Raw genomic sequence first — 19,539 nt, 5'->3', positions numbered from 1 at the left:
AAAAGTGGGCACATGATGCGGAGCGGACGGCGCACGAACCAGCCATGTAAAAGCACATGATCTGTGCGAATTTCGCACAGACAATCCCCTGTAGAGCCGCCCCATGGGTGGCTGCGGACCAAAGCCCCGCCATCCACGCATGGCGTGGATCTACCGAGCCGACCCACAACGCAACGAGGCGCCCGAAGGCGCCCCGCTGCGGTTCCGTCAAGGAACGCCGGCCGCTTACAGGCGGCTGGCGATGGCCTGGGCAAAGCTCATGGTGGTGCCGGTGCCGCCCAGGTCGCCGGTCAGCGAATCCTTGGCTTCCATGGTCGCCACGATGGCCTTGCGCAGGCGCTCGGCATTTTCCGGCTGGCCGACATGGTCCAGCATCTGCGCCGCTGCCAGCAGCAGCGCGCACGGATTGGCCTTGCCCTGGCCAGCGATGTCCGGCGCAGTGCCGTGCACGGCTTCGAAGATCGCCGCGTCCTTGCCGATGTTGGCACCCGGGGCCAGGCCCAGGCCGCCGACGAGGCCGGCGCACAGGTCGGAGATGATGTCGCCGAACAGGTTGGTGGTGACGATCACGTCGAACTGTTCCGGACGCATCACCAGCTGCATGCAGCAGTTGTCGACGATCATTTCCTGGAATTCGATGTCCGGGTACTGCGCAGCCACTTCACGGGCGACATTCAGGAACAGGCCCGAGGTCGACTTGATGATGTTGGCCTTGTGTACGGCGGTGACCTTCTTGCGGCCGGTGCTCTTGGCCAGCTCGAAGGCGTAGCGCACGATGCGCTCGGAGCCCTTGCGGGTGATGCGGGTGCCGGAGAAGGCGGTCTCGCCGTCGGCCGACACTTCCTGGCCTTCGGCCAGGTAGGCGCCTTCGGTGTTCTCACGCACGGTGATCAGGTCGACGTTGTCGAAACGCGACTTGGTGTTCGGGAAGGTGTGGGCCGGACGCACATTGGCGTACAGGTCGAAGTGACGGCGCAGGCTGACGTTGATCGAGGTGAAGCCACCACCGACCGGGGTGGTCAGCGGGCTCTTCAGCGCGACCTTGTTGCGCGCGATCGATTCCAGGGTCACCGCCGGCATCAGGTCGCCGTGCTTTTCCAGGGCCACCAGGCCGGCGTCGGCGTCTTCGTACTCCAGGCCAGTCTTGAGCTGGTCGAGTACGAACAGGGTGGCGTCCATGATTTCCGGGCCAATGCCGTCGCCGCGGATGACCGTAATTTTCTGCGTCATTGATCGATGTTCCGAACAGGGGGAAAAACGCCGTCCGGACGTGCCCGGAAACGCCGGCGCAAAGGAAGTTTCACCGGCAATTATGCCTGAGCCGGGGCCGAGGTCCCAAATAGACCATGGTCCCAGTGCCCGGCTCAGGCAGAATTGCCCGCGCACCCCACCTTATCCCCGCGCCTGTCGGCGCGCCCCCTTGAACAACAAGGGGGCTGCTGGGCTGTGGGATCACGGGGAAGGCGCCCCGCACGTCCGGTAGTGCCGGCCGCTGGCCGGCAACCTCGGCCATGTGGGGTTCACGGGATGCCGGCCAGCGGCCGGCACTACCGGGAGGGCCACAGGGCCCGGTTCCCGGCGCCCGTCAGGTTCAGTGCGCGTGCGCTTCCGGGGCGGCGGCGCCGCCTTCGAGCTGGTCGAGGAAGTCGACCGCGCGGCGCAGGTGCGGGATCACGATGGAACCGCCCACCACCAGGCCGACCGAGAAGGTCTCGAAGAACTCTTCTCGGGTCACCCCGGCGTCCTTGCACTGGGCCACGTGATAGCTGATGCAGTCGTCGCAGCGCAGCACCATCGAGGCCACCAGGCCCAGCAGTTCCTTGGTCTTCACGTCCAGCGCGCCGGCCTGGTAGGTCTGCGTGTCCAGCGCGAAGAAGCGGCGCACCACCTGGTTCGGCTCGCCCAGGATCCGCTCGTTCATGCGCTTGCGGAAGTCGGTGAACTCGGCGATGCGGTCCTTGCTGCCGTCGTCGGCCGCGCTCATGCCTGGCCCTGCCCGGCCAGCAGCGGCTCGAGCTTGCCTTCACGGTGCAGGGCCATCATGTCGTCGTAGCCGCCTACGTGGACGTCGCCGACGAAGATCTGCGGCACGCTGGTACGGCGGGTCAGTGCCATCATCTTCTCGCGCTCGACCGGGTCCAGGTCGATGCGGACCTCGGTCCACTGCTGTCCCTTGCTCTTCAGGAAGTTCTTGGCGGCCACGCAGTACGGGCAGACGGCGGTGGAATAGATGGTGATGGCGGGGGCACCGCCGGCGGTCTGGGCTGTCACGGGAAACTCCACGATGGATCGACGGTCTACATATGGTACCGGTGCGCTGGAATTTCCACGCCACGGCCGCAACACTGTGGATTAACGAATGGTTGCCCCCCACCCTGCCACGCTTGGCGCGCCCTGCCCGAGGACCCACTGCTTGCGAGCCCTGCTGCTGACTACCGCCGTCACCCTGGCCCTGGCCATGCCGCTCGCCCAGGCCCAGGAGAAGCTGCCCGACATCGGCTCCTCGGCCGGCGAGCTGCTGACCCCGGCCCGCCAGGCCGAGTACGGCGCGATGATGCTGCGCGAGCTGCGCAACTACGGCTACCTGCTGGATGACCCGCTGGTCAACGACTGGCTGCAGACCATGGGTACCCGGCTCGGCTCCAACAGCGACCAGCCTCGCCAGCCCTACACGTTCTTCGTGATGAAGGACCGCCAGATCAACGCCTTCGCCACGCTGGGCGGCTACATCGGGGTCAATGCTGGCCTGGTGCTGACCGCCGAGCGCGAGGACGAGGTCGCGGCGGTGCTGTCGCACGAAATCGCCCACGTCACCCAGCAGCACGTGCTGCGCGGGGTCGAGCGTGCCCAGCGCGACCAGATCCCGATCCTGCTCGGCATGCTGGCGGCGGTGGTGGCCGCACAGGCCAGCAACAGCACGTCGTCCGGCAACGCGACCATGGCCGCGATCAGCTCGGGCATGGGCCTGATGCAGCAGCGCCAGATCAACTACACCCGCTCCAACGAGTCCGAGGCCGATCGCCTCGGCATCCGCACCCTGTCGCGCAGCGGTTACGACGTGGACGCCATGGCCGGCTTCTTCGAGCGGATGGCATCGGCGATGCGCGGCAACGAGGGTGGCTACAGCGTGCCCGAGTTCCTGCGCACCCATCCGGTCAACATCACCCGCATCAGCGAGGCCAAGGCCCGCGCCGACCAGATGAAGAAGGACACGGTGCTGCTGACCACCAGCACCCCCAGCGGCGAGCGCAGGGAGCGCGTGGACCCGGCCGATCCCAGCCTGGCCGAACCCCTGTTGCGCGGAACCAACCCGCTGCTGCCCAGCAGCGTGCTGCGCATCCCGATGGGCCAGCTCAGCCGCGGCGCCAGTGGCGACTTCGACTGGGCCCGCGAGCGCCTGCGCGTGCTCAGCGCGGATTCCACCCCCGAGCTGGAACGCGAGTATGCCGATCTGGCCAAGCGTCAGAAGGACGGCCTCAACGATGCCCAGCGCTATGGCCAGGCGCTGGCGGTGATGCGCAGCGGTCGCGCCGGCGCCACCCAGGCCCGGCAGACCCTGGCAGGCCTGCTGCAGACCCGCCCGGACAACCTGTGGCTGGCTCTGGGGCTGGGCGAGGCCGAATCGCGTGCAGGCCAGACCGCCCAGGCCAACAGCCGCTTCGAGCAGTTGCTACGTCAGCACCCCAACAGCCGTCCGGTGGCGCTGACCTATGCCGAGATCCTGAACGAACAGGGCAGCCGCGAGGCGGGCCAACGCGCGCAGGCCATGCTGCGGCCCCTGCTGTCACAAAGCGGTAACGATCCGGTCTTCCAGCAGCGGTACGCCCGCGCCAGCGAGTTGGCCGGCGACAGCGTGCGTGCCAGCGAGGCCTACGCCGAGGCGGCCTTCCTCAGCGGCCGGCCGGAACAGTCGCTGATGCAGCTGCAGGCGCTCAAGCGCAATCCGGCGCTGGACTACGTAGGCCGGGCACGGGTGGATGCGCGCATCGAGGCGATCACCCCCACCGTGCTGGAGCTGCGCCGGCAGGGCGTGCAGGACCCGGACCTGGACCGCCGCTGAGCGCTGCATGACCGGCCGATGGCAATCCCGACCGGTTCCGGCCAGGTAGTCACAAACATGTCATCAAACCGTAGTCTACTGGCACCACTCCAGTAATCGAGCCCTACGGTGTCCTCGTGCAGAAACGCATCCTGATCGTCGATGACGAGCCCGCGATCCGTGAAATGGTCGCCTTCGCCCTGCGCAAGGGCGATTACGAACCGGTCCACGCCGGCGACGCCCGTGAGGCCCAGACCGCCATCGCCGACCGCGTCCCCGACCTGATCCTGCTGGACTGGATGCTGCCCGGCACCAGCGGCCTGGACCTGGCCCGCCGCTGGCGCAAGGAAACCCTGACCCGCGAAGTGCCGATCATCATGCTGACCGCCCGCGGCGAAGAAAACGACCGCGTGGGTGGCCTTGAAGCCGGCGTCGACGACTATGTGGTCAAACCGTTCTCGGCGCGCGAACTGCTGGCCCGCATCCGTGCGGTGATGCGCCGCGCCCGCGAGGACGACGAGGACGGCAGCGTGGCGGTCGGCCCGATCCGAATCGACGGCGCCGCCCATCGCGTGTTCGCCAACGACCAGCCGGTGCCGATCGGCCCGACCGAATACCGCCTGCTGCACTTCTTCATGACCCACCCGGAGCGCGTCTATACCCGCGCCCAGCTGCTGGACCATGTGTGGGGCGGCAGCGTCTACGTGGAGGAGCGCACCATCGACGTGCACATCCGCCGCCTGCGCAAGACGCTGGAACCGTTCAACGCCGAAAACATGGTGCAGACCGTGCGCGGCGCCGGCTACCGCTTCTCCACTGCTACCTGAGTCTCGTCGTGCCGGCGCCACGCACCTGCGGGTGCCGGCGCCGGCAACTCTGCTATAACCCTCGGTTCACCCCAGTGAACCGCCGCACCTCAACGACGAGATCGCAATGCCCCGCCACATCCGCTCTGCCTGGTTGAAGACCCTGGCCACCGTTGCCGCGGTACTGCTGTTCGCCGGACTGGTGGGGTGGTTCACGGGCCATCTGTGGTTGTGCATCGCGTTGGGCGCGCTGGCCACGCTGGCATGGCATTACTGGCGCCTGCGCAGCGTGCTGCGGCGCCTGACCGCGCGCCAGCGCTGGGATACCGCCGAAGAAGGCACCGGCGTCTGGAACGAGCTGGACCGCCTGCTGTACCGCAACCAGGTGGAAATGCGCGTGCGTAAGCGCCGCCTGCTGGACATGCTGCGCAGCTATCGCGCTGCGGCCGCCGCACTTCCCGATGCGGTGGTGGTGCTGGACCGCAACAGCCAGCGCGTGCAGTGGTTCAACGAAGCGGCCACCGCCCTGCTCGGCCTGCATCACCCCGGCGACCTCGGCGAAGCCCTGGTCGAACGCCTGCAGCCGATGCCGCTGGCGCACTGGCTGGCCGGCGGCCGCAATGCCGAGCCGATCCTCGACGTGCCTTCGCCGGTCGATCCGGCGATCCGCCTGAACCTGCGCCTGATTCCCTATTCGTCGGATTACTGGCTGCTGATCGCCCGCGACGTCAGCAAGCTGCTGCGCCTGGAACAGGTGCGCCGCGATTTCGTGGCCAACGTTTCACACGAACTGCGCACGCCGCTCACCGTGGTGCACGGCTATCTGGACATGATGGACCCGGAGGATTTCCCGGGAACCGGACCGATGCTGGAAGAAATGCGCAAGCAGAGCCAGCGCATGGCCCAGCTGGTGGAAGACCTGCTGACCCTGTCGCGCCTCGAATCGCAGGAACACAGCGAGGAAGAGACCGTGGCCATGCAGCCGATGCTGGCGACGCTGCGCCGCGAAGCCGAAGCGCACAGCCAGGGCCGCCACCAGATCAGCATCGACGACCTGGCCGGCGTCGACCTGCAGGGTTCCACCAAGGAGCTGCATAGCGCCTTCTCCAACCTGGTCACCAATGCGGTGCGCTATACGCCAGCCGGTGGCCGCATCGCCGTGGAGTTCCGCCGCGAAGGCGATGGTGCCGTGCTGGCGGTGCGCGATTCCGGCTATGGCATCCCGGCCTCCCACCTGCCGCGCCTGACCGAACGTTTCTACCGTGTCTCCAGCAGCCGCTCCCGCGAAAGCGGCGGTACCGGCCTGGGCCTGTCCATCGTCAAGCACATCCTCGGCCTGCACCACGCACGGCTGGAGATTGAAAGCGAGGTCGGCAAGGGCTCGGTGTTCTCCTGCCATTTCGATGCCGACCACGTGCGCCCGCGCGAGTCCGCCCCCCTGACCTCCATCGAAGAATGACTCCATGAGCAGCCTCGGATCCCTCCCCCTCCCCGTGAGCCCGGACAACGATCCGTTGCGCGACCCGGCGCTGTACATCAACCGCGAGCTGTCGCAGCTGGATTTCAACTTCCGCGTGCTGGCCCAGGCGATGGACCCGCAGGTGCCGCTGCTGGAGCGCCTGCGCTTCATGTGCATCTCCTGCACCAACCTCGACGAGTTCTTCGAGATCCGCGCCGCTGCCGTACGCCACGCACAGGAATTCGGCCTGCCGCCGGCGCCGGACGGGATGAGCCCGCAGGCCATCCTCAACGCCATCCATGACCGCGCCGCGGAACTGGTGGACCAGCAGTACCGCTGCTGGAACGAGACGCTGCGCCCGGCGCTGATGGAGGCCGGCATCGGCGTGCTCGGCCGCCATTCCTGGACCGATCGCCAGAAGCGCTGGCTGCGTGCGTACTTCCGCAACGAGATCATGCCGGTGCTGTCGCCGCTGGGCCTGGACCCGGTGCACCCGTTCCCGAAGATCCTCAACAAGTCGCTGAACATCGTGGTGGTGCTGAAGGGCACCGACGCGTTCGGCCGCGCCGGCCACCTGGCCATCGTGCGTGCGCCACGCTCGCTGCCGCGCATCATCCAGCTGCCGGAGAAGCTCGGCGGGTCGCAGAATTTCGTGTTCCTGTCCTCGGTGCTGTCCACCTTCGTCGATGAGCTGTTCCCGGGCATGGAAGTCCAGGGGGCCTACCAGTTCCGCGTCACCCGCAACTCCGAGCTGGTGGTGGACGAGGAGGAGGTGGAGAACCTGGCGCTGGCACTGCGCGACGAACTGGTCGATCGCGGCTACCGGCCGGCGGTGCGGCTGGAAATCGCGCAGGACATGCCGCGCGAGATCGTGCGCACCCTGCTGCAGAACTTCGGCCTGACCGAGAACGCGGTGTACCGCATCGACGGCCCGGTCAACCTCAACCGCATCATCCAGTTGTACGACCTGATCGCACAGCCGGACCTGAAGTACCCGCCAATGACCCCGCGCACGCTGCGCGACAGCGACGGCATCTTCGAGACCGCGGCGCGCCAGGACCTGCTGCTGCACCACCCGTTCGATGCTTTCACCGCGGTGCTGGACCTGATCCGGCAGGCGGCGATCGACCCCAACGTGCTGGCGATCAAGCAGACCCTGTACCGCACCGGCAAGGATTCGCTGATTGTCGATGCGCTGATCCAGGCTGCGCGCAACGGCAAGGACGTGACCGTGGTCGTTGAACTGCGCGCACGCTTCGACGAAGAGGCAAACCTGGGCCTGGCCGATCGCCTGCAGGAAGCCGGCGTGCAGGTGGTGTACGGCGTGGTCGGCTACAAGACCCACGCCAAGATGCTGCTGATCGTGCGCCGCGAGGGCCGCAAGCTGCGCCGCTATGTACACCTGGGCACAGGCAACTACCACAGCGGCACCGCCCGCGCGTACACCGACATCAGCCTGATCACCGCCGATGCGGACATCGGTAACGACGTGCACCTGCTGTTCCAGCAGCTGTCCGGGCTGGCCTCGAAGATGAAGCTCAAGCGCCTGCTGCAGTCGCCCTTCACCCTGCACACCGGCATCCTCGGCCGCATCGAGCGCGAAACGCGCATCGCCGCCGCCGGTCGCCCGGCGCGGATCATCGCCAAGATGAACGCCCTGAACGAACCGCAGGTGGTGCGCGCGCTGTACGCCGCCTCGCAGGCCGGCGTGCAGATCGACCTGATCATCCGCGGCGCCTGCACTCTGCGCCCGGGCGTGCCGGGCATCTCGGACAACATCCGCGTGCGCTCGATCGTCGGCCGCTTCCTGGAGCACAGCCGCGTCTACTGGTTCGGCAACGACGGCGCACCGGAGATGTACTGCGCCAGCGCCGACTGGCTGGAGCGCAACCTGCTGCGCCGGGTCGAGACCTGCTTCCCGATCCTCGATCCGGAGCTGGCCAAGCGGGTCTACCGCGAGGTCCTGCAGAACTACCTGGACGACAACCTCAACGCCTGGGAACTGGATGCCGACGGCATCTACCACAAGCGTGCGCCCGCCCACGACGAGGCACCGCATTCTGCGCAGATGGCACTGATGCAGGGTCTGTAACCCGGTGTGTCGACCAAGGTCGACACCTACCAGGAGCGGTAGGCACCGATTTTGGTCGGGATTGGATCAGTGCCGACCAACGGTCGGCACCCACCATCAGATCGCAGAAATCTGTCGAAGGCGGGGTGGGTCCGGTGGCAGGGGTGTGAGCCGCATGGATGCGGCGACCAAGCCCCATGGACGGGTTCACGGCGTCCCCTGCCATCGGACCCGCCCCGCCATCCCACGGATAGCCCGCTGTTGCTGTTGCTGTTGCTGTTGCTGTTGCTCTGGCCTCTGCGGGTGCAGGGCGCAGCCCTGCCGCACTCCCCTCTTCCAAAATGTGAAGGTCGCGCGGTGACGAGCACACCGCCCCTTCGGCTAACATTCGTCCATGCCGCACACCACCACGACTCCGCCCGCATTGCAGGATGGCGACCTGCTGGCCGCCATCGACCTTGGCTCCAATAGTTTCCACATGGTCATCGCGCGCTACACGCTCGGCCAGCTGCGGGTGATCGACCGCCTGCGCGAGACGGTGCGCATGGCCGATGGGCTGGATGGCAAGGGTGGGCTCTCCTCCGCTGCCCGGCAGCGCGCGCTGGAATGCCTGGCCCGCTTCGGCCAGCGCATCCGCAATGTACCGCCGCACCGGGTGCGCGCACTGGCCACCAACACCGTGCGCCAGCTGCGTTCACCGCAGTCGTTCCTGGTTCCCGCCGAAACCGCGCTCGGGCACGCCATCGAAGTGGTCAGCGGCCGCGAAGAAGCGCGCCTGATCTACCTGGGCGTGGCCCATGCACAACCGCCCAAGCCCGGCCAGCGCCGGCTGGTCATCGACATCGGCGGCGGCTCCACCGAGTTCATCATCGGCATGGGCATGCAGACCCTGGAGCGCGAAAGCCTGCAGGCCGGCTGCATTGCCAGCACCCGGCGTTTCTTCCCCGGCGGCAAGCTGAGCAAGAAGCGCTGGAAGGACGCGCTGGCCGAGATCGGTCGCGAGTTCCAGCCCTTCGCCAGCAAGTACCGCGCGCTGGGCTGGCAGGAAGCGCTGGGTTCTTCGGGCACGCACAAGGCGATCAGCGAGATCTGCGCGACGATGAAGCTGAGCAAGGGCGCGATTACCGCCGAGGCCCTGCCGCAACTGCGCGACGAACTGCTGAAGGCCAAGAAGATCGACGACATCCAGTTGCCGGGACTGTCCAGCGACCGCCGCCCGATCATTGCCGGCGGCATCCTGGTGCTGGAGGCCGCCTTCCAGGCACTGGGCCTGCAGAAGCTGCTGGTCAGCAAGGCCGCGATGCGCGAAGGCATCCTCTACGACATCGTCGGCCGCGCTGGCGAGAACGACCTGCGCGATGAATCGGTGTCCGCGCTCAGCCAGCGCTACGGCATCGATACCGTGCAGGCCGACCGTGTGCAGGACACCGCGCTGTCACTGCTGGAACAGGTGCAGGAACGCTGGCGGCTCGATGCCGACGACGCGCGCATGCTCGGCTGGGCCGCGCGCCTGCACGAGCTGGGTCTGATGATCGCGCACAGCGGCTACCACGTGCATGGCAGCTACGTGCTGGAACACTCGGATATCGCCGGCTTCTCGCGGCAGGAACAGCAGATGCTGGCCGCGCTGGTGCGCAGCCATCGCCGCAGCGTGACCAAGACCGCCTTCGACGCCCTGCCCGAGCGCCTGCTGCTGACCGCTCGCCGGCTGGCCGCCCTGCTGCGCCTGGCGGTGCTGCTCAATCGTGCCCATGAGGACGATCCACTGCCGGCGTTGGAACTGACCGCCGACGACAACCGCCTGTCGTTGATCGTGCCGCAGGCCTTCATTGATGCCCGGCCACTGCTGCGCGCCGATCTGATCGGCGAGACCGACGGCATCGCCGGGCTGGGCATCCAGTTCCGGCCCTTCGTAGCCTGAGGCTCACGCTTTCCCGCGAGGGGAAAAAGGTCACACACCGTTACGGTTCGCGCATGCGCCCCCGGTTGACCTGCTGCGACGCAGCAGATCAAGTCGGCGGAGCGCATTCAGCGTTACAGCTAAGCGACTGCTTTTGTTGAGCTTTCGTGAAATCTGACGATGAAGCCTGGTACAAATCGACACGACCTCTTTACAGAGCATTAACCAACGAGACTACTATCGGGTCATCGGTCCGCTTGTGGGCGGCCGATTTCTTCGACGCCCCTTTTGGCGTCCCTGCACGACCTGAGAGAGAGAGAGCTCGTCATGACTTCACGTACCACCCCCCTGGGGCAGGCCATCCGCTACGCCCTGGCAACCACTGCGACGCTGGCCGCCCTGCCTGCGTTCGCCCAGAGTGGCAGCACCGCCGCGCCGACCACCCTGGATCGCATCGAGATCACTGGCTCGCGCATCCGCCAGGTGGACGTGGAGACCGCTCAGCCGGTCCTGGCACTGAGCCGGTTGGACATCGAGCGCCAGGGCTTCAGCTCGGTGGCCGACATCCTGCAGAACGTGACCGCCATGGGCAGCCCGGCGATCAGCCGTGCAAACGCACTGAGCTCGGGCGAAAACACCGGCGGCACCTACATCGACATGCGCAACCTGGGCGCGCAGCGCACCCTGGTGCTGGTCAACGGCAAGCGCCTGGGCATCAGTACCTCTGGCCTGCAGGACGTGTCCTCGCTGCCGGTGTCGGCGGTGGAGCGCATCGAAGTGCTGAAGGATGGCGCGTCGGCCATCTACGGTTCCGATGCGATGGCCGGCGTGGTCAACATCATCACCCGTTCCAACGTCAACGGTGTGACCGCCAACGTCTACCACGGCCAGTACAGCGAAGGTGACGGCGCGCGCGATCGCTTCGACGTGGTGGGTGGCTGGAGCAATGACCGCGTGTCGCTGACCCTGGCACTGGAACACTCCGAAGAAAAGAGCGTCTGGGCCAAGGACCGCTGGTTCAGCAAGTACGGCGTGAGCGACCGCCACCCGAACGATGCCTCCAACTGGACCACGCTGAGCCAGTGGGGCCAGGTCACCGGCCTGAAGGGCGGCCCGGGCTGCACCAACACCAAGGACGGCTGCGGCTACTCGCTCAACCGTGGTGCTGACCCGACCAACCCGGCCAACTACCACCTGACCGATGCGACCCCGTTCACCGGCGACGTCAGCAACGCCAACGAACAGATGCACGTCATGTATCCGCTCAAGCGTGATTCGGTGTACTTCGACGGTCGCTTCAAGATCACCGACCAGGTCAACCTGCGCACCGAATTCGGCTACAACAAGCGTTCGGCCGAGCGCCAGATTGCAGGCTACCCCCTGCAGTCCAGCTCGGTGTCCATCTCGGGCGACCCGACCGCCACCGGCCTGATGTCCAAGGACAGCTACTTCAATCCGTTCGGCAACCAGCACGGCTATGCCAAGCCAACCGACGTGGCCTGGAACCGCCGCACCTGGGAAATCCCGCGTGTGAGCACCAGCGAACTGAAGACCTACCGTGCGGTAGTGTCGCTGGATGGCAGCTTCGAGATCGGCCAGCGCTACTTCGACTGGGACGTGGGCTACCAGTACAACCGCAACGAGCTGACCGCTACCGCCACCGGCAACCTGCACAAGAAGCGCGTGCGTGACGCCGTGGGTCCGTCGTTCCTGGATCCGGCCACCGGCAAGGTGATGTGTGGCCGTCCGGGCGCGGTGATCAGCGGCTGCACGCCGTGGAACCCGCTGGTGCCCTACGGCAAGAACGATCCGAACGGACTGACCGGCAATGAAGAACTGATGGCCTGGCTGTTCCCGGCGGAGCACACCACCGGCCGGACCACCACCAAGAACGCGTTCGCCAACCTGTCCGGCAGCATCATGACCCTGCCGGCCGGCGACCTCGGCTTCGCTTTCGGCGTGGAAAGCCGCAAGGAAGATGGCCGCTACACCCCCGATGCCCTGGCCCAGACCGGCGCTACCACCAACCTGGCCGCAGGCCCGACCGGTGGCAGCTACAACGTGAAGGAAGCCTACCTGGAGCTCAGCGTGCCGGTGCTGGCCGACCTGCCCGGTGCGCGTGAGCTGAGCTTCAGTGCCGCCACCCGCTACTCCAAGTACAACACCTTCGGCAACACGCTCAACAGCAAGTTCGGCTTCAAGTGGAAGCCGATCGACCAGCTGCTGGTCCGTGGTACCTGGGCCGAAGGATTCCGCGCACCGACCATCAACGATCTGTACGGTGGCGGTTCGGAAACCTTCGCGCAGTTCAGCGACCCGTGCGACACCGTATTCGGCTCGGCCAAGGGCAGTGCTGAAGTCCGCGCGCGCTGCGCACGTGACATCGCCGATGCTGCCAACTTCCGCCAGCTGAAGCAGGGCAACGCCCCGGTGACCACGGCACAGGATGCAACCCCGACGCCGTTCGTGTCCGGTTCGAACCCGCTGCTGGTTCCGGAAACCTCGACCAGCAAGACGCTGGGCCTGGTGTGGAGCCCGACCTTCCTCAGCAACCTCAACGTGGCGCTGGACTGGTGGAAGATCCGCATCGACAACACCATCGTCGGTGACAGCCCGAACCAGATCCTGAAGGACTGCTACGAGCAGGGCATCGAATCGCGCTGCAGCCGCTTCACCCGCGACCCGTCCAACGGCATCGTCACCGGCCTGAAGTTCGGCAACCGCAATGCCGGTTTCGCGGAGACCGAAGGTTATGACCTGGATGTCAGCTATCGCGTCGACACCAGCTACGGCAAGCTGAGCGCAGGCTGGACCAGCACCTATGTGAGCAAGAACGTCTACCGCTCCACCAACGATGTCCGTGATGCGATCACGCCGATCAACGGCGTTGCCAACACCATCGGCACCGCCACCAGCCTTGCGTTCCGCGTGCGCTCGAACCTGGTGCTGGGCTGGGATGTGGGTGACTTCGGCGTCAGCTGGACGGCACGCTACTACTCCGGTGTGAAGGAGCGCTGCCTCAACGCCTCGCGTTATGCGGACGAATGCTCCGATCCGACCTTCCTGGCTCCGTGGCTGAAGTCGCCGACCGCGTACAACGAGCGCGGTGCGGTGACCTTCCACGACGTGCAGTTCCGCTACAACCTGCCGTGGGATGCCACCGTTTCGGTGGGCGCGAACAATGTGTTCGGCAAGGAAGCGCCGGTGATGTACAGCAAGCCGAACTCGTCGTTCTCCTACTACGGTGGCTACGACATCGGTCGTTTCATGTACATGAAGTACCAGCAGCGCTTCTGATCCATCCGCGCTGTTGAAGCTCGACGACCACGGCCCTTCGGGGCCGTGGTTTTTTTCTGCCTCCGCGCAGACTGTCGCTTTCCACATTGACCGTGATGCGTTCAATCAGGGACACGGTCCTCTGCGCTGCGTCCGCCGCGATGCCACAGGTTGGAGCAATCGATTGATTTGCTTCCGCTTTGTGCAGAAGCGTCACGGCCGTCTGCAGCGCTTTCGTCGCTTGCCCATACGTCTCCCCATCCATCTTCACTAGGTTCGAACATCCACCGCCGCGGTGGAGTTGACGCAGCCCCGCTTGGCTGTGTTCCGAAGACTTCGAAGACTGAGAGAGAGACCCATGACCATCCGTATTCCCGAGCTCGGGTTGGCGATCCGTCGTGCACTGGCGATGACGGCCACCACCGCACTGGCCGCCCCCGCATTCGCCCAGCACGCACCGGAAGCCACCACGCTGGACCGTATCGAGATCACCGGTTCGCGCATCCGCCAGGTCGACCTGGAAACCGCGCAGCCGGTGCTGACCATCAGCCGCGCCGACATCGAGCGGCAGGGCTTCAATTCCGTTGCCGACATCCTGCAGAACCTGACCGCAACCGGCAGCCCGGCCTTGAGCCGTGCCAGCCCGCTCAGTGCGGGCGAGGCCGCAGGCGGCAGCTACGTGGACATGCGCGGCCTCGGCGCACAGCGCACCCTGGTGCTGGTCAACGGCAAGCGCCTGGGCATGACCACTTCGGGTTACCAGGATATATCCAGCATTCCCGCCGCTGCCGTGGAACGCATGGAAGTGCTGAAGGACGGCGCCTCGGCCATCTACGGTTCCGACGCGATGGCCGGCGTGGTCAACATCATCACCCGGCGCAACGTCCAGGGCGTGACCGCCAACGTCTACCACGGGCAGTTCAGCGAAGGCGATGGTGCCCGCACCCAGTACGACGTGGTTGCCGGCTGGTCGAATGACCGCGCTTCGATCAGTGTCGCCGCCGAGCATGTCGAAGAAAAGGGCGTTTGGGCGAAGGACCGCGGCTTCAGCGCCTACACCTATACCGATCGTCATCCGGACGATGGCTGGACCACGGTCGGGCAGTGGGGGCGCATCGTCGGCTTCAAGGGCCCGGGCTGCAGCAGCGCCCGTGGCTGCAGCTATTCGCTCGATCGCGGCAGCCAGCCGGGCGGGCCGGACAGCTTCCACCTCAGTGACAACACGCCGTTCACCGGTGATGTCAGCAACAGCAATGAACAGATGCACGTGCAGACGCCGATCAAGCGCGATTCGCTCTTCGTCGATGCACGCATGGATCTGAACGACCAGATCCGCTTCAACACCCAGCTGGCCTACAACCGACGCACCACCACGCGCCAGATTGCCGGCTATCCGTTCCAGTCCGGTGCGGCCGGCATCACGCCGATGTCCGCCGACAGCTGGTTCAATCCGTTCGGCAGCCACCACGGCTATGAACGCCCAAGCGACGTGCACTGGAACCGCCGAACCTGGGAGATTCCACGCGTCAGCACCAGTGAACTGACCACCTGGCAGGGTGTCGCAGCGTTTGAAGGCAGCTTCCAGTTCGCCGGTCGCGACTTCGATTGGGAAGCCGGCTACCAGTACAACCGCAGCGAGCTGGAGCAGCGTGCCACCGGCGACCTGCACAAGCAGCGCGTTGCCGATTCCACCGGTCCTTCGTTCTACAACCCGGCCACCGGCAAGGTGGAATGCGGTACACCGGATGCACCGATTGCCGGCTGCAAGCCCTGGAATCCACTGGTGCCCTATGGCCAGGATGACCCGTACGGCCTGACCGGCAATGGCGAACTGCAGGACTGGCTGTTCCCCGAGGAACTCACCCGTGGCCGCAACACCACCCGCAACCTGTTCGCCAGCCTCAGTGGCGGCCTTGCCACGCTGCCCGCCGGGGAACTGGGCTTCGCCCTGGGTGTGGAGAGCCGCCGCGAGGAGGGTCGCTTCATTCCCGATGCGCTGGCCCAGACCGGCGCCACCACCAATCTGGCGGCGGGCCCCACCGGCGGTGGCTACCGTGTCGACGAGGCCTATCTGGAGCTGAGCGTGCCGGTGCTGAGCGACCTCCCTGGTGCACGCCAGCTGACCCTGGACATGGCAACGCGCTACTCGGACTACACCACCTTCGGCGGAACCCTCAACAGCAAGTTCGGCATCTCGTGGAAGCCGATCGACCAGCTGCTGGTCCGTGGCACGTGGGCACAGGGTTTCCGTGCACCGACCATCTCGAATCTGTACGGTGGCGGCTCGCAGACCTTCACCACCGGCTTCCGTGACCCCTGCGATACGGTCTATGGCGCCGCCGCCAGCAGCCCGGAGGTACGTGCACGCTGCGCCGCCGACATCGCCAACGCGGACAGCTACCGCCAGCTCGGCCAGGGCAACGAGCCGATCACCGGCAGCAGTGGACAGACGCCCCTGCCCTTCACCAACGGCTCCAATCCCGACCTGAAGCCGGAAACCTCGACCAGCCGCACGCTGGGCCTGGTCTGGAGCCCGACGTTTGCCGAAGGACTGAACATTGCGTTGGACTGGTGGAAGATCCGCATCGACAACACCATCGTCGCCGACCATCCCAACGACATCCTCCGCGACTGCTACGAACTGGGCATCGCCGAGCGCTGCGGCAGTTTCACCCGCGACCCGGAACTGGGCATCGTCAACACGCTCAACTATGGCAGCCGCAACAGCGGGTTCCGCCAGGCCGAAGGCTATGACCTGGAGATCGGCCACAAGATCGAAACGTCCTGGGGCACGCTGAGCGCCGACTGGAAGACCACCTATGTGGTCGCCGCGGAAGAACGGACCACCAACGAGGCGGATGCCCCGCCCATTCCCAGCAATGGCATCGCCAGCAACGGCGGCATCGGCTTCCGTGTGCGCTCCAACGCATCGTTGGGCTGGGAGCGTGGCAACTTCGGCCTTAACTGGGGCCTGCGCTATTTCTCCGCGGTCAAGGAGCGTTGCCTGGATGCAGCCACGTATCCGGGTGAGTGCTCGCACCCGGGCCAGCGCGCGCCGTGGTTCAGTGGCAGCCGTGACTACAACCGTCGCGGATCGGTCACCTTCCACGACGTGCAGGCGCGCTACAACCTGCCATGGGATGCGACCGTCTCGATCGGTGCCAACAATGTGTTCGGCCGCCAGGGACCGGCCATGTACAGCCAGCCGAGCGCCAACTTCTCCTACTACGGTGGCTTCGACATCGGTCGTTTCATCTACATGAAATACCAGCAGCGCTTCTGATCCACCGCGCCCCCTGCACGACCGCCACGGCCCTTCGGGGCCGTGGCTTCGTACAGGGACCTGACCACCGTCATCCCGTGGTCGCAAAGCGGTCATATCGGCTACATCGCCAGGCCCGAGCATGCCGGAAACCCGGAGGCCCGCCATGCGCTATGCCATCGTCACCGAGACCTACCCACCGGAAGTGAACGGCGTTGCCCTCACCGTGCAGGGCCTGGAGCAGGGACTGCGCAATTCCGGCCATGACATCGACCTGATCCGACCACGCCAGACCAGCGAAGCACTGGACTCGGCACCGGGCACGCTGCTGGTGCCGGGCGCCGCACTGCCGCGCTACCCCGGCCTGCGCTTTGGCCTGCCTGCACCGATCAGGCTCAACCGCCACTGGCAGCAGCAGCGTCCCGATGCGGTCTACATCGCCACCGAAGGGCCGCTGGGCTGGTCGGCGCTGCGCACCGCGCGCCGCCTTGGCATTCCGGTCGCCAGTGGTTTCCATACCCGCTTCGACGAGTACCTGCCCGACTACGGCGTGGCGTGGCTGCAGGCTGCCGCGATGCGCTGGATGCGCCGGTTCCACAACCAGGCCGATGCAACCCTGGTGCCCACCCGCGAGCTGCAGCAGTTCCTCGGTGAACAGGGCTTCGAACGCGTGCGCCTGCTGGCACGCGCGGTCGACAGCCAGCAGTTCGATCCGGGCCGGCGCGACCCGGCGCTGCGCGAGGAATGGGGCGTGGACGGCAACGGCCTGGTCGCGATCCATGTCGGCCGCATCGCTGCGGAAAAAAACCTTGGCCTGGCGGTGAAAGCCTTCCGCCGCCTGCAGCAGGTCCGGCCCAAAGCCCGCTTCGTCTGGGTGGGTGATGGTCCGGCCCGCGAAAAACTGGCACATGAAAACCCCGATTTCATTTTCTGCGGCATCCAGCGCGGCGAAGCCCTGGCACGGCATTTCGCCAGCGGTGACCTGTTCCTGTTCCCCAGCCGCAGCGAGACCTTTGGCAACGTGACCCTGGAAAGCATGGCCAGCGGCCTGGCCACCGTCGCTTTCGACTACGGTGCGGCCCGCGAATACCTGCGTGATGGCGAGAACGGTGCGGCCGTGGAAAACGATGAGCAGTTCATCGAGGCAGCGGTGCAGCTGGCCGCCGATGATGCACGGCGCCGCGAATTCGGCAGCAGCGCCGCGCGTGCGATGAAGCGCCTGCATCCACAGCAGGTGGTTGCCGAATTCGATGCCCTGCTGGCCGAGCTGGCCCAGTCGCGGAGGAGCGGCCATGCGCACCACGCCGCTTGAGCTGCTGGCTGGCCGCGAGGCGCGGCTCTGCCGCCGGGCCAACCACTACTGCCGGCGTCGCCGCGTGCGTCGCCTGTTCTCGGTCATCAGCCGGCTCGGCGATGGCGTGTTCTGGTACGTGCTGATGGGCGCGCTGGTGGCGCTGGACGGCTTCGACGGACTGCGTGCATCGGTGCACATGGCCGCCACCGGCCTGGCCGCCCTGCTGCTCTACAAAGGCCTCAAGCGGTGGACCCGGCGTCCTCGCCCGTATGCGGCCGATCTGCGCATCCGCGCCTGGGTGGCGCCGCTGGACGAGTTCAGCTTCCCCTCCGGGCACACCCTGCACGCGGTGTCGTTCACCATCGTCGCGCTGGCCTACTACCCGTGGCTGGCGCCGCTACTGGTGCCGTTCACCTTCGGCGTCGCGCTGTCGCGGGTGGTGCTGGGCCTGCACTACCCGTCCGATGTACTGGCCGCCACCGGCATTGCCATCCTGCTGGCATCGGCCAGCCTGGCCTGGTTGCCGCTGCCGGTGTAGCCCCCGGGGCCAGATCCCTTCGGTAGCGCCGGGCCATGCCCGGCGGTGGATGCCCTAGAATGCCTGCATGACCACGTTGTTCATTTCCGACCTGCACCTGGACCCCAGCCGTCCGGAGATCACCGACCTGTTCCTGCGCTTCCTGCGCGAGCAGGCGCCCGGCGCCGATGCGCTGTACATCCTCGGCGACCTGTTCGAAGCCTGGATCGGCGACGACACGCCCTCGCCTGCTGCCGATGCGGTGGCCGACGCGCTGAAGGTACTTTCCGACAGCGGCGTACCGGTGTACTTCATCCGCGGCAACCGCGACTTCCTGCTCGGCGAAGACTATGCGCGCCGTGCCGGCCTGCGCATCCTGCCCGACCCGTGCGTGATCGAGCTGTACGGCCGCCCGGTGCTGCTGCAGCACGGCGACCTGCTGTGCACGGACGACATCCCCTACCAGCAGTTCCGTGCACAGACGCGCGACCCGGTCTTCCAGGCGCAGTTCCTGTCGCAGCCGCTGGCCGCACGCATCGCCTTCGCGCAGAAGGCACGCGACGCCAGCCAGGCCCGCCAGACGGAAATGAAGCAGGATGATCGTGCGCAGTTCGAGTCGGTAACCGACGTGTCACCCGCCGAAGTCGATGCCACCTTCGTGCGCCATGGCGTGGACACCATGATCCACGGCCACACCCATCGCCCGGCGGTGCACACGCTGCAGGCCGGTGGCCGCGCCTGCAACCGCATCGTGCTGGGTGACTGGTACGAACAGGGATCGGTGCTGCGCGTGGATGCCGGCGGCTGGTCGCTGGATACGCTCGCGCGCGAATGATGGATCGCGGGGTGCCAACCAAGGTTGGCATCTACCAGGGCAGGTGAACGCACCCGGGTAGACGCCGACCTCGGTCGGCG

13 protein-coding genes are annotated in these 19,539 nt (G+C 66.5%); 10 read left to right on the top strand and 3 right to left on the bottom strand.

What is annotated here, in order from left to right; translation table 11 throughout:
• Positions 1-225: 225 nt before the first annotated feature.
• The 3 genes from ACSYAO_RS04310 to grxC form a co-directional block, all read right to left on the bottom strand.
• Complete coding sequence (locus ACSYAO_RS04310; RefSeq protein WP_032129081.1) at positions 226-1,230, bottom strand: isocitrate dehydrogenase; 1,005 nt, start codon at positions 1,228-1,230, stop codon at positions 226-228.
• Between the two features lie 361 nt (positions 1,231-1,591).
• Positions 1,592-1,984, bottom strand: coding sequence for a carboxymuconolactone decarboxylase family protein (locus ACSYAO_RS04305; RefSeq protein ID WP_004146041.1), 393 nt, complete (start codon positions 1,982-1,984; stop codon positions 1,592-1,594).
• Positions 1,981-2,271 (bottom strand): glutaredoxin 3, encoded by a 291-nt coding sequence (gene grxC / locus ACSYAO_RS04300; protein ID WP_049400919.1) that lies wholly within the window; start codon positions 2,269-2,271, stop codon positions 1,981-1,983. Before grxC ends, ACSYAO_RS04305 begins: the two co-directional genes overlap by 4 nt.
• An 88-nt stretch (positions 2,272-2,359) precedes the next feature.
• On the opposite strand from grxC, the gene ACSYAO_RS04295 reads away from it, so the two are divergent.
• The 10 genes from ACSYAO_RS04295 (at position 2,360) to lpxH (ending at position 19,459) form a co-directional block, all read left to right on the top strand.
• A complete protein-coding gene (locus tag ACSYAO_RS04295; protein ID WP_180838317.1) occupies positions 2,360-4,060 on the top strand; it encodes a M48 family metalloprotease in 1,701 nt (566 codons plus the stop codon).
• A gap of 116 nt (positions 4,061-4,176) precedes the next feature.
• Positions 4,177-4,866: a phosphate regulon transcriptional regulator PhoB gene (gene phoB / locus ACSYAO_RS04290; RefSeq protein WP_005408258.1), complete on the top strand. Its 690-nt coding sequence runs from the start codon at positions 4,177-4,179 to the stop codon at positions 4,864-4,866.
• Between the two features lie 106 nt (positions 4,867-4,972).
• Entirely contained in the window at positions 4,973-6,304 is a 1,332-nt protein-coding gene (gene phoR / locus ACSYAO_RS04285) for a phosphate regulon sensor histidine kinase PhoR (protein ID WP_032129078.1), read from the top strand.
• Between the two features lie 4 nt (positions 6,305-6,308).
• On the top strand, positions 6,309-8,396 hold the full coding sequence (gene ppk1, locus ACSYAO_RS04280; RefSeq protein WP_049462834.1) for a polyphosphate kinase 1: 2,088 nt from the start codon (positions 6,309-6,311) through the stop codon (positions 8,394-8,396).
• Positions 8,397-8,769: 373 nt separating this feature from the next.
• Positions 8,770-10,296 (top strand): exopolyphosphatase, encoded by a 1,527-nt coding sequence (ppx, locus tag ACSYAO_RS04275; protein ID WP_010483920.1) that lies wholly within the window; start codon positions 8,770-8,772, stop codon positions 10,294-10,296.
• Positions 10,297-10,602: 306 nt separating this feature from the next.
• Entirely contained in the window at positions 10,603-13,572 is a 2,970-nt protein-coding gene (locus ACSYAO_RS04270) for a TonB-dependent receptor domain-containing protein (protein ID WP_049400921.1), read from the top strand.
• A 337-nt stretch (positions 13,573-13,909) separates the two neighbouring features.
• Positions 13,910-16,834: a TonB-dependent receptor domain-containing protein gene (locus ACSYAO_RS04265; RefSeq protein ID WP_049462833.1), complete on the top strand. Its 2,925-nt coding sequence runs from the start codon at positions 13,910-13,912 to the stop codon at positions 16,832-16,834.
• A 145-nt stretch (positions 16,835-16,979) separates the two neighbouring features.
• Positions 16,980-18,125 carry a glycosyltransferase family 4 protein gene (locus tag ACSYAO_RS04260; RefSeq protein ID WP_049462832.1) on the top strand — a complete coding sequence of 382 codons (1,146 nt, stop codon included), beginning with the start codon at positions 16,980-16,982 and terminating at the stop codon, positions 18,123-18,125.
• Complete coding sequence (locus ACSYAO_RS04255) at positions 18,106-18,645, top strand: phosphatase PAP2 family protein (protein ID WP_049400923.1); 540 nt, start codon at positions 18,106-18,108, stop codon at positions 18,643-18,645. The genes ACSYAO_RS04260 and ACSYAO_RS04255 overlap by 20 nt, the downstream gene beginning before the upstream one ends.
• Positions 18,646-18,712: 67 nt before the next feature.
• Positions 18,713-19,459, top strand: coding sequence for a UDP-2,3-diacylglucosamine diphosphatase (gene lpxH, locus ACSYAO_RS04250; protein WP_049462831.1), 747 nt, complete (start codon positions 18,713-18,715; stop codon positions 19,457-19,459).
• Positions 19,460-19,539 lie beyond the last annotated feature (80 nt).

Origin of the sequence: Stenotrophomonas sp. STK16_22 (assembly GCF_051984505.1) — a bacterium.
Lineage (GTDB): Bacteria > Pseudomonadota > Gammaproteobacteria > Xanthomonadales > Xanthomonadaceae > Stenotrophomonas > Stenotrophomonas maltophilia_A.
The sequence above is the reverse complement of the archived record's forward strand: the minus strand, read 5'-3'. Positions and strand labels throughout refer to the sequence as shown.

Excerpts from the sequence above, each read along its gene's own strand:
- ACSYAO_RS04310 (WP_032129081.1), bottom strand. The coding sequence starts at position 1,230 with ATGACGCAGAAAATTACGGTCATCCGCGGCGACGGCATTGGCCCGGAA.
- ppx (WP_010483920.1), top strand. The coding sequence starts at position 8,770 with ATGCCGCACACCACCACGACTCCGCCCGCATTGCAGGATGGCGACCTG.
- ACSYAO_RS04295 (WP_180838317.1), top strand. The coding sequence starts at position 2,360 with ATGGTTGCCCCCCACCCTGCCACGCTTGGCGCGCCCTGCCCGAGGACC.
- ACSYAO_RS04260 (WP_049462832.1), top strand. The coding sequence starts at position 16,980 with ATGCGCTATGCCATCGTCACCGAGACCTACCCACCGGAAGTGAACGGC.
- lpxH (WP_049462831.1), top strand. The coding sequence starts at position 18,713 with ATGACCACGTTGTTCATTTCCGACCTGCACCTGGACCCCAGCCGTCCG.
- ACSYAO_RS04270 (WP_049400921.1), top strand. The coding sequence starts at position 10,603 with ATGACTTCACGTACCACCCCCCTGGGGCAGGCCATCCGCTACGCCCTG.
- ACSYAO_RS04305 (WP_004146041.1), bottom strand. The coding sequence starts at position 1,984 with ATGAGCGCGGCCGACGACGGCAGCAAGGACCGCATCGCCGAGTTCACC.
- phoR (WP_032129078.1), top strand. The coding sequence starts at position 4,973 with ATGCCCCGCCACATCCGCTCTGCCTGGTTGAAGACCCTGGCCACCGTT.
- ppk1 (WP_049462834.1), top strand. The coding sequence starts at position 6,309 with ATGAGCAGCCTCGGATCCCTCCCCCTCCCCGTGAGCCCGGACAACGAT.
- ACSYAO_RS04265 (WP_049462833.1), top strand. The coding sequence starts at position 13,910 with ATGACCATCCGTATTCCCGAGCTCGGGTTGGCGATCCGTCGTGCACTG.
- ACSYAO_RS04255 (WP_049400923.1), top strand. The coding sequence starts at position 18,106 with ATGCGCACCACGCCGCTTGAGCTGCTGGCTGGCCGCGAGGCGCGGCTC.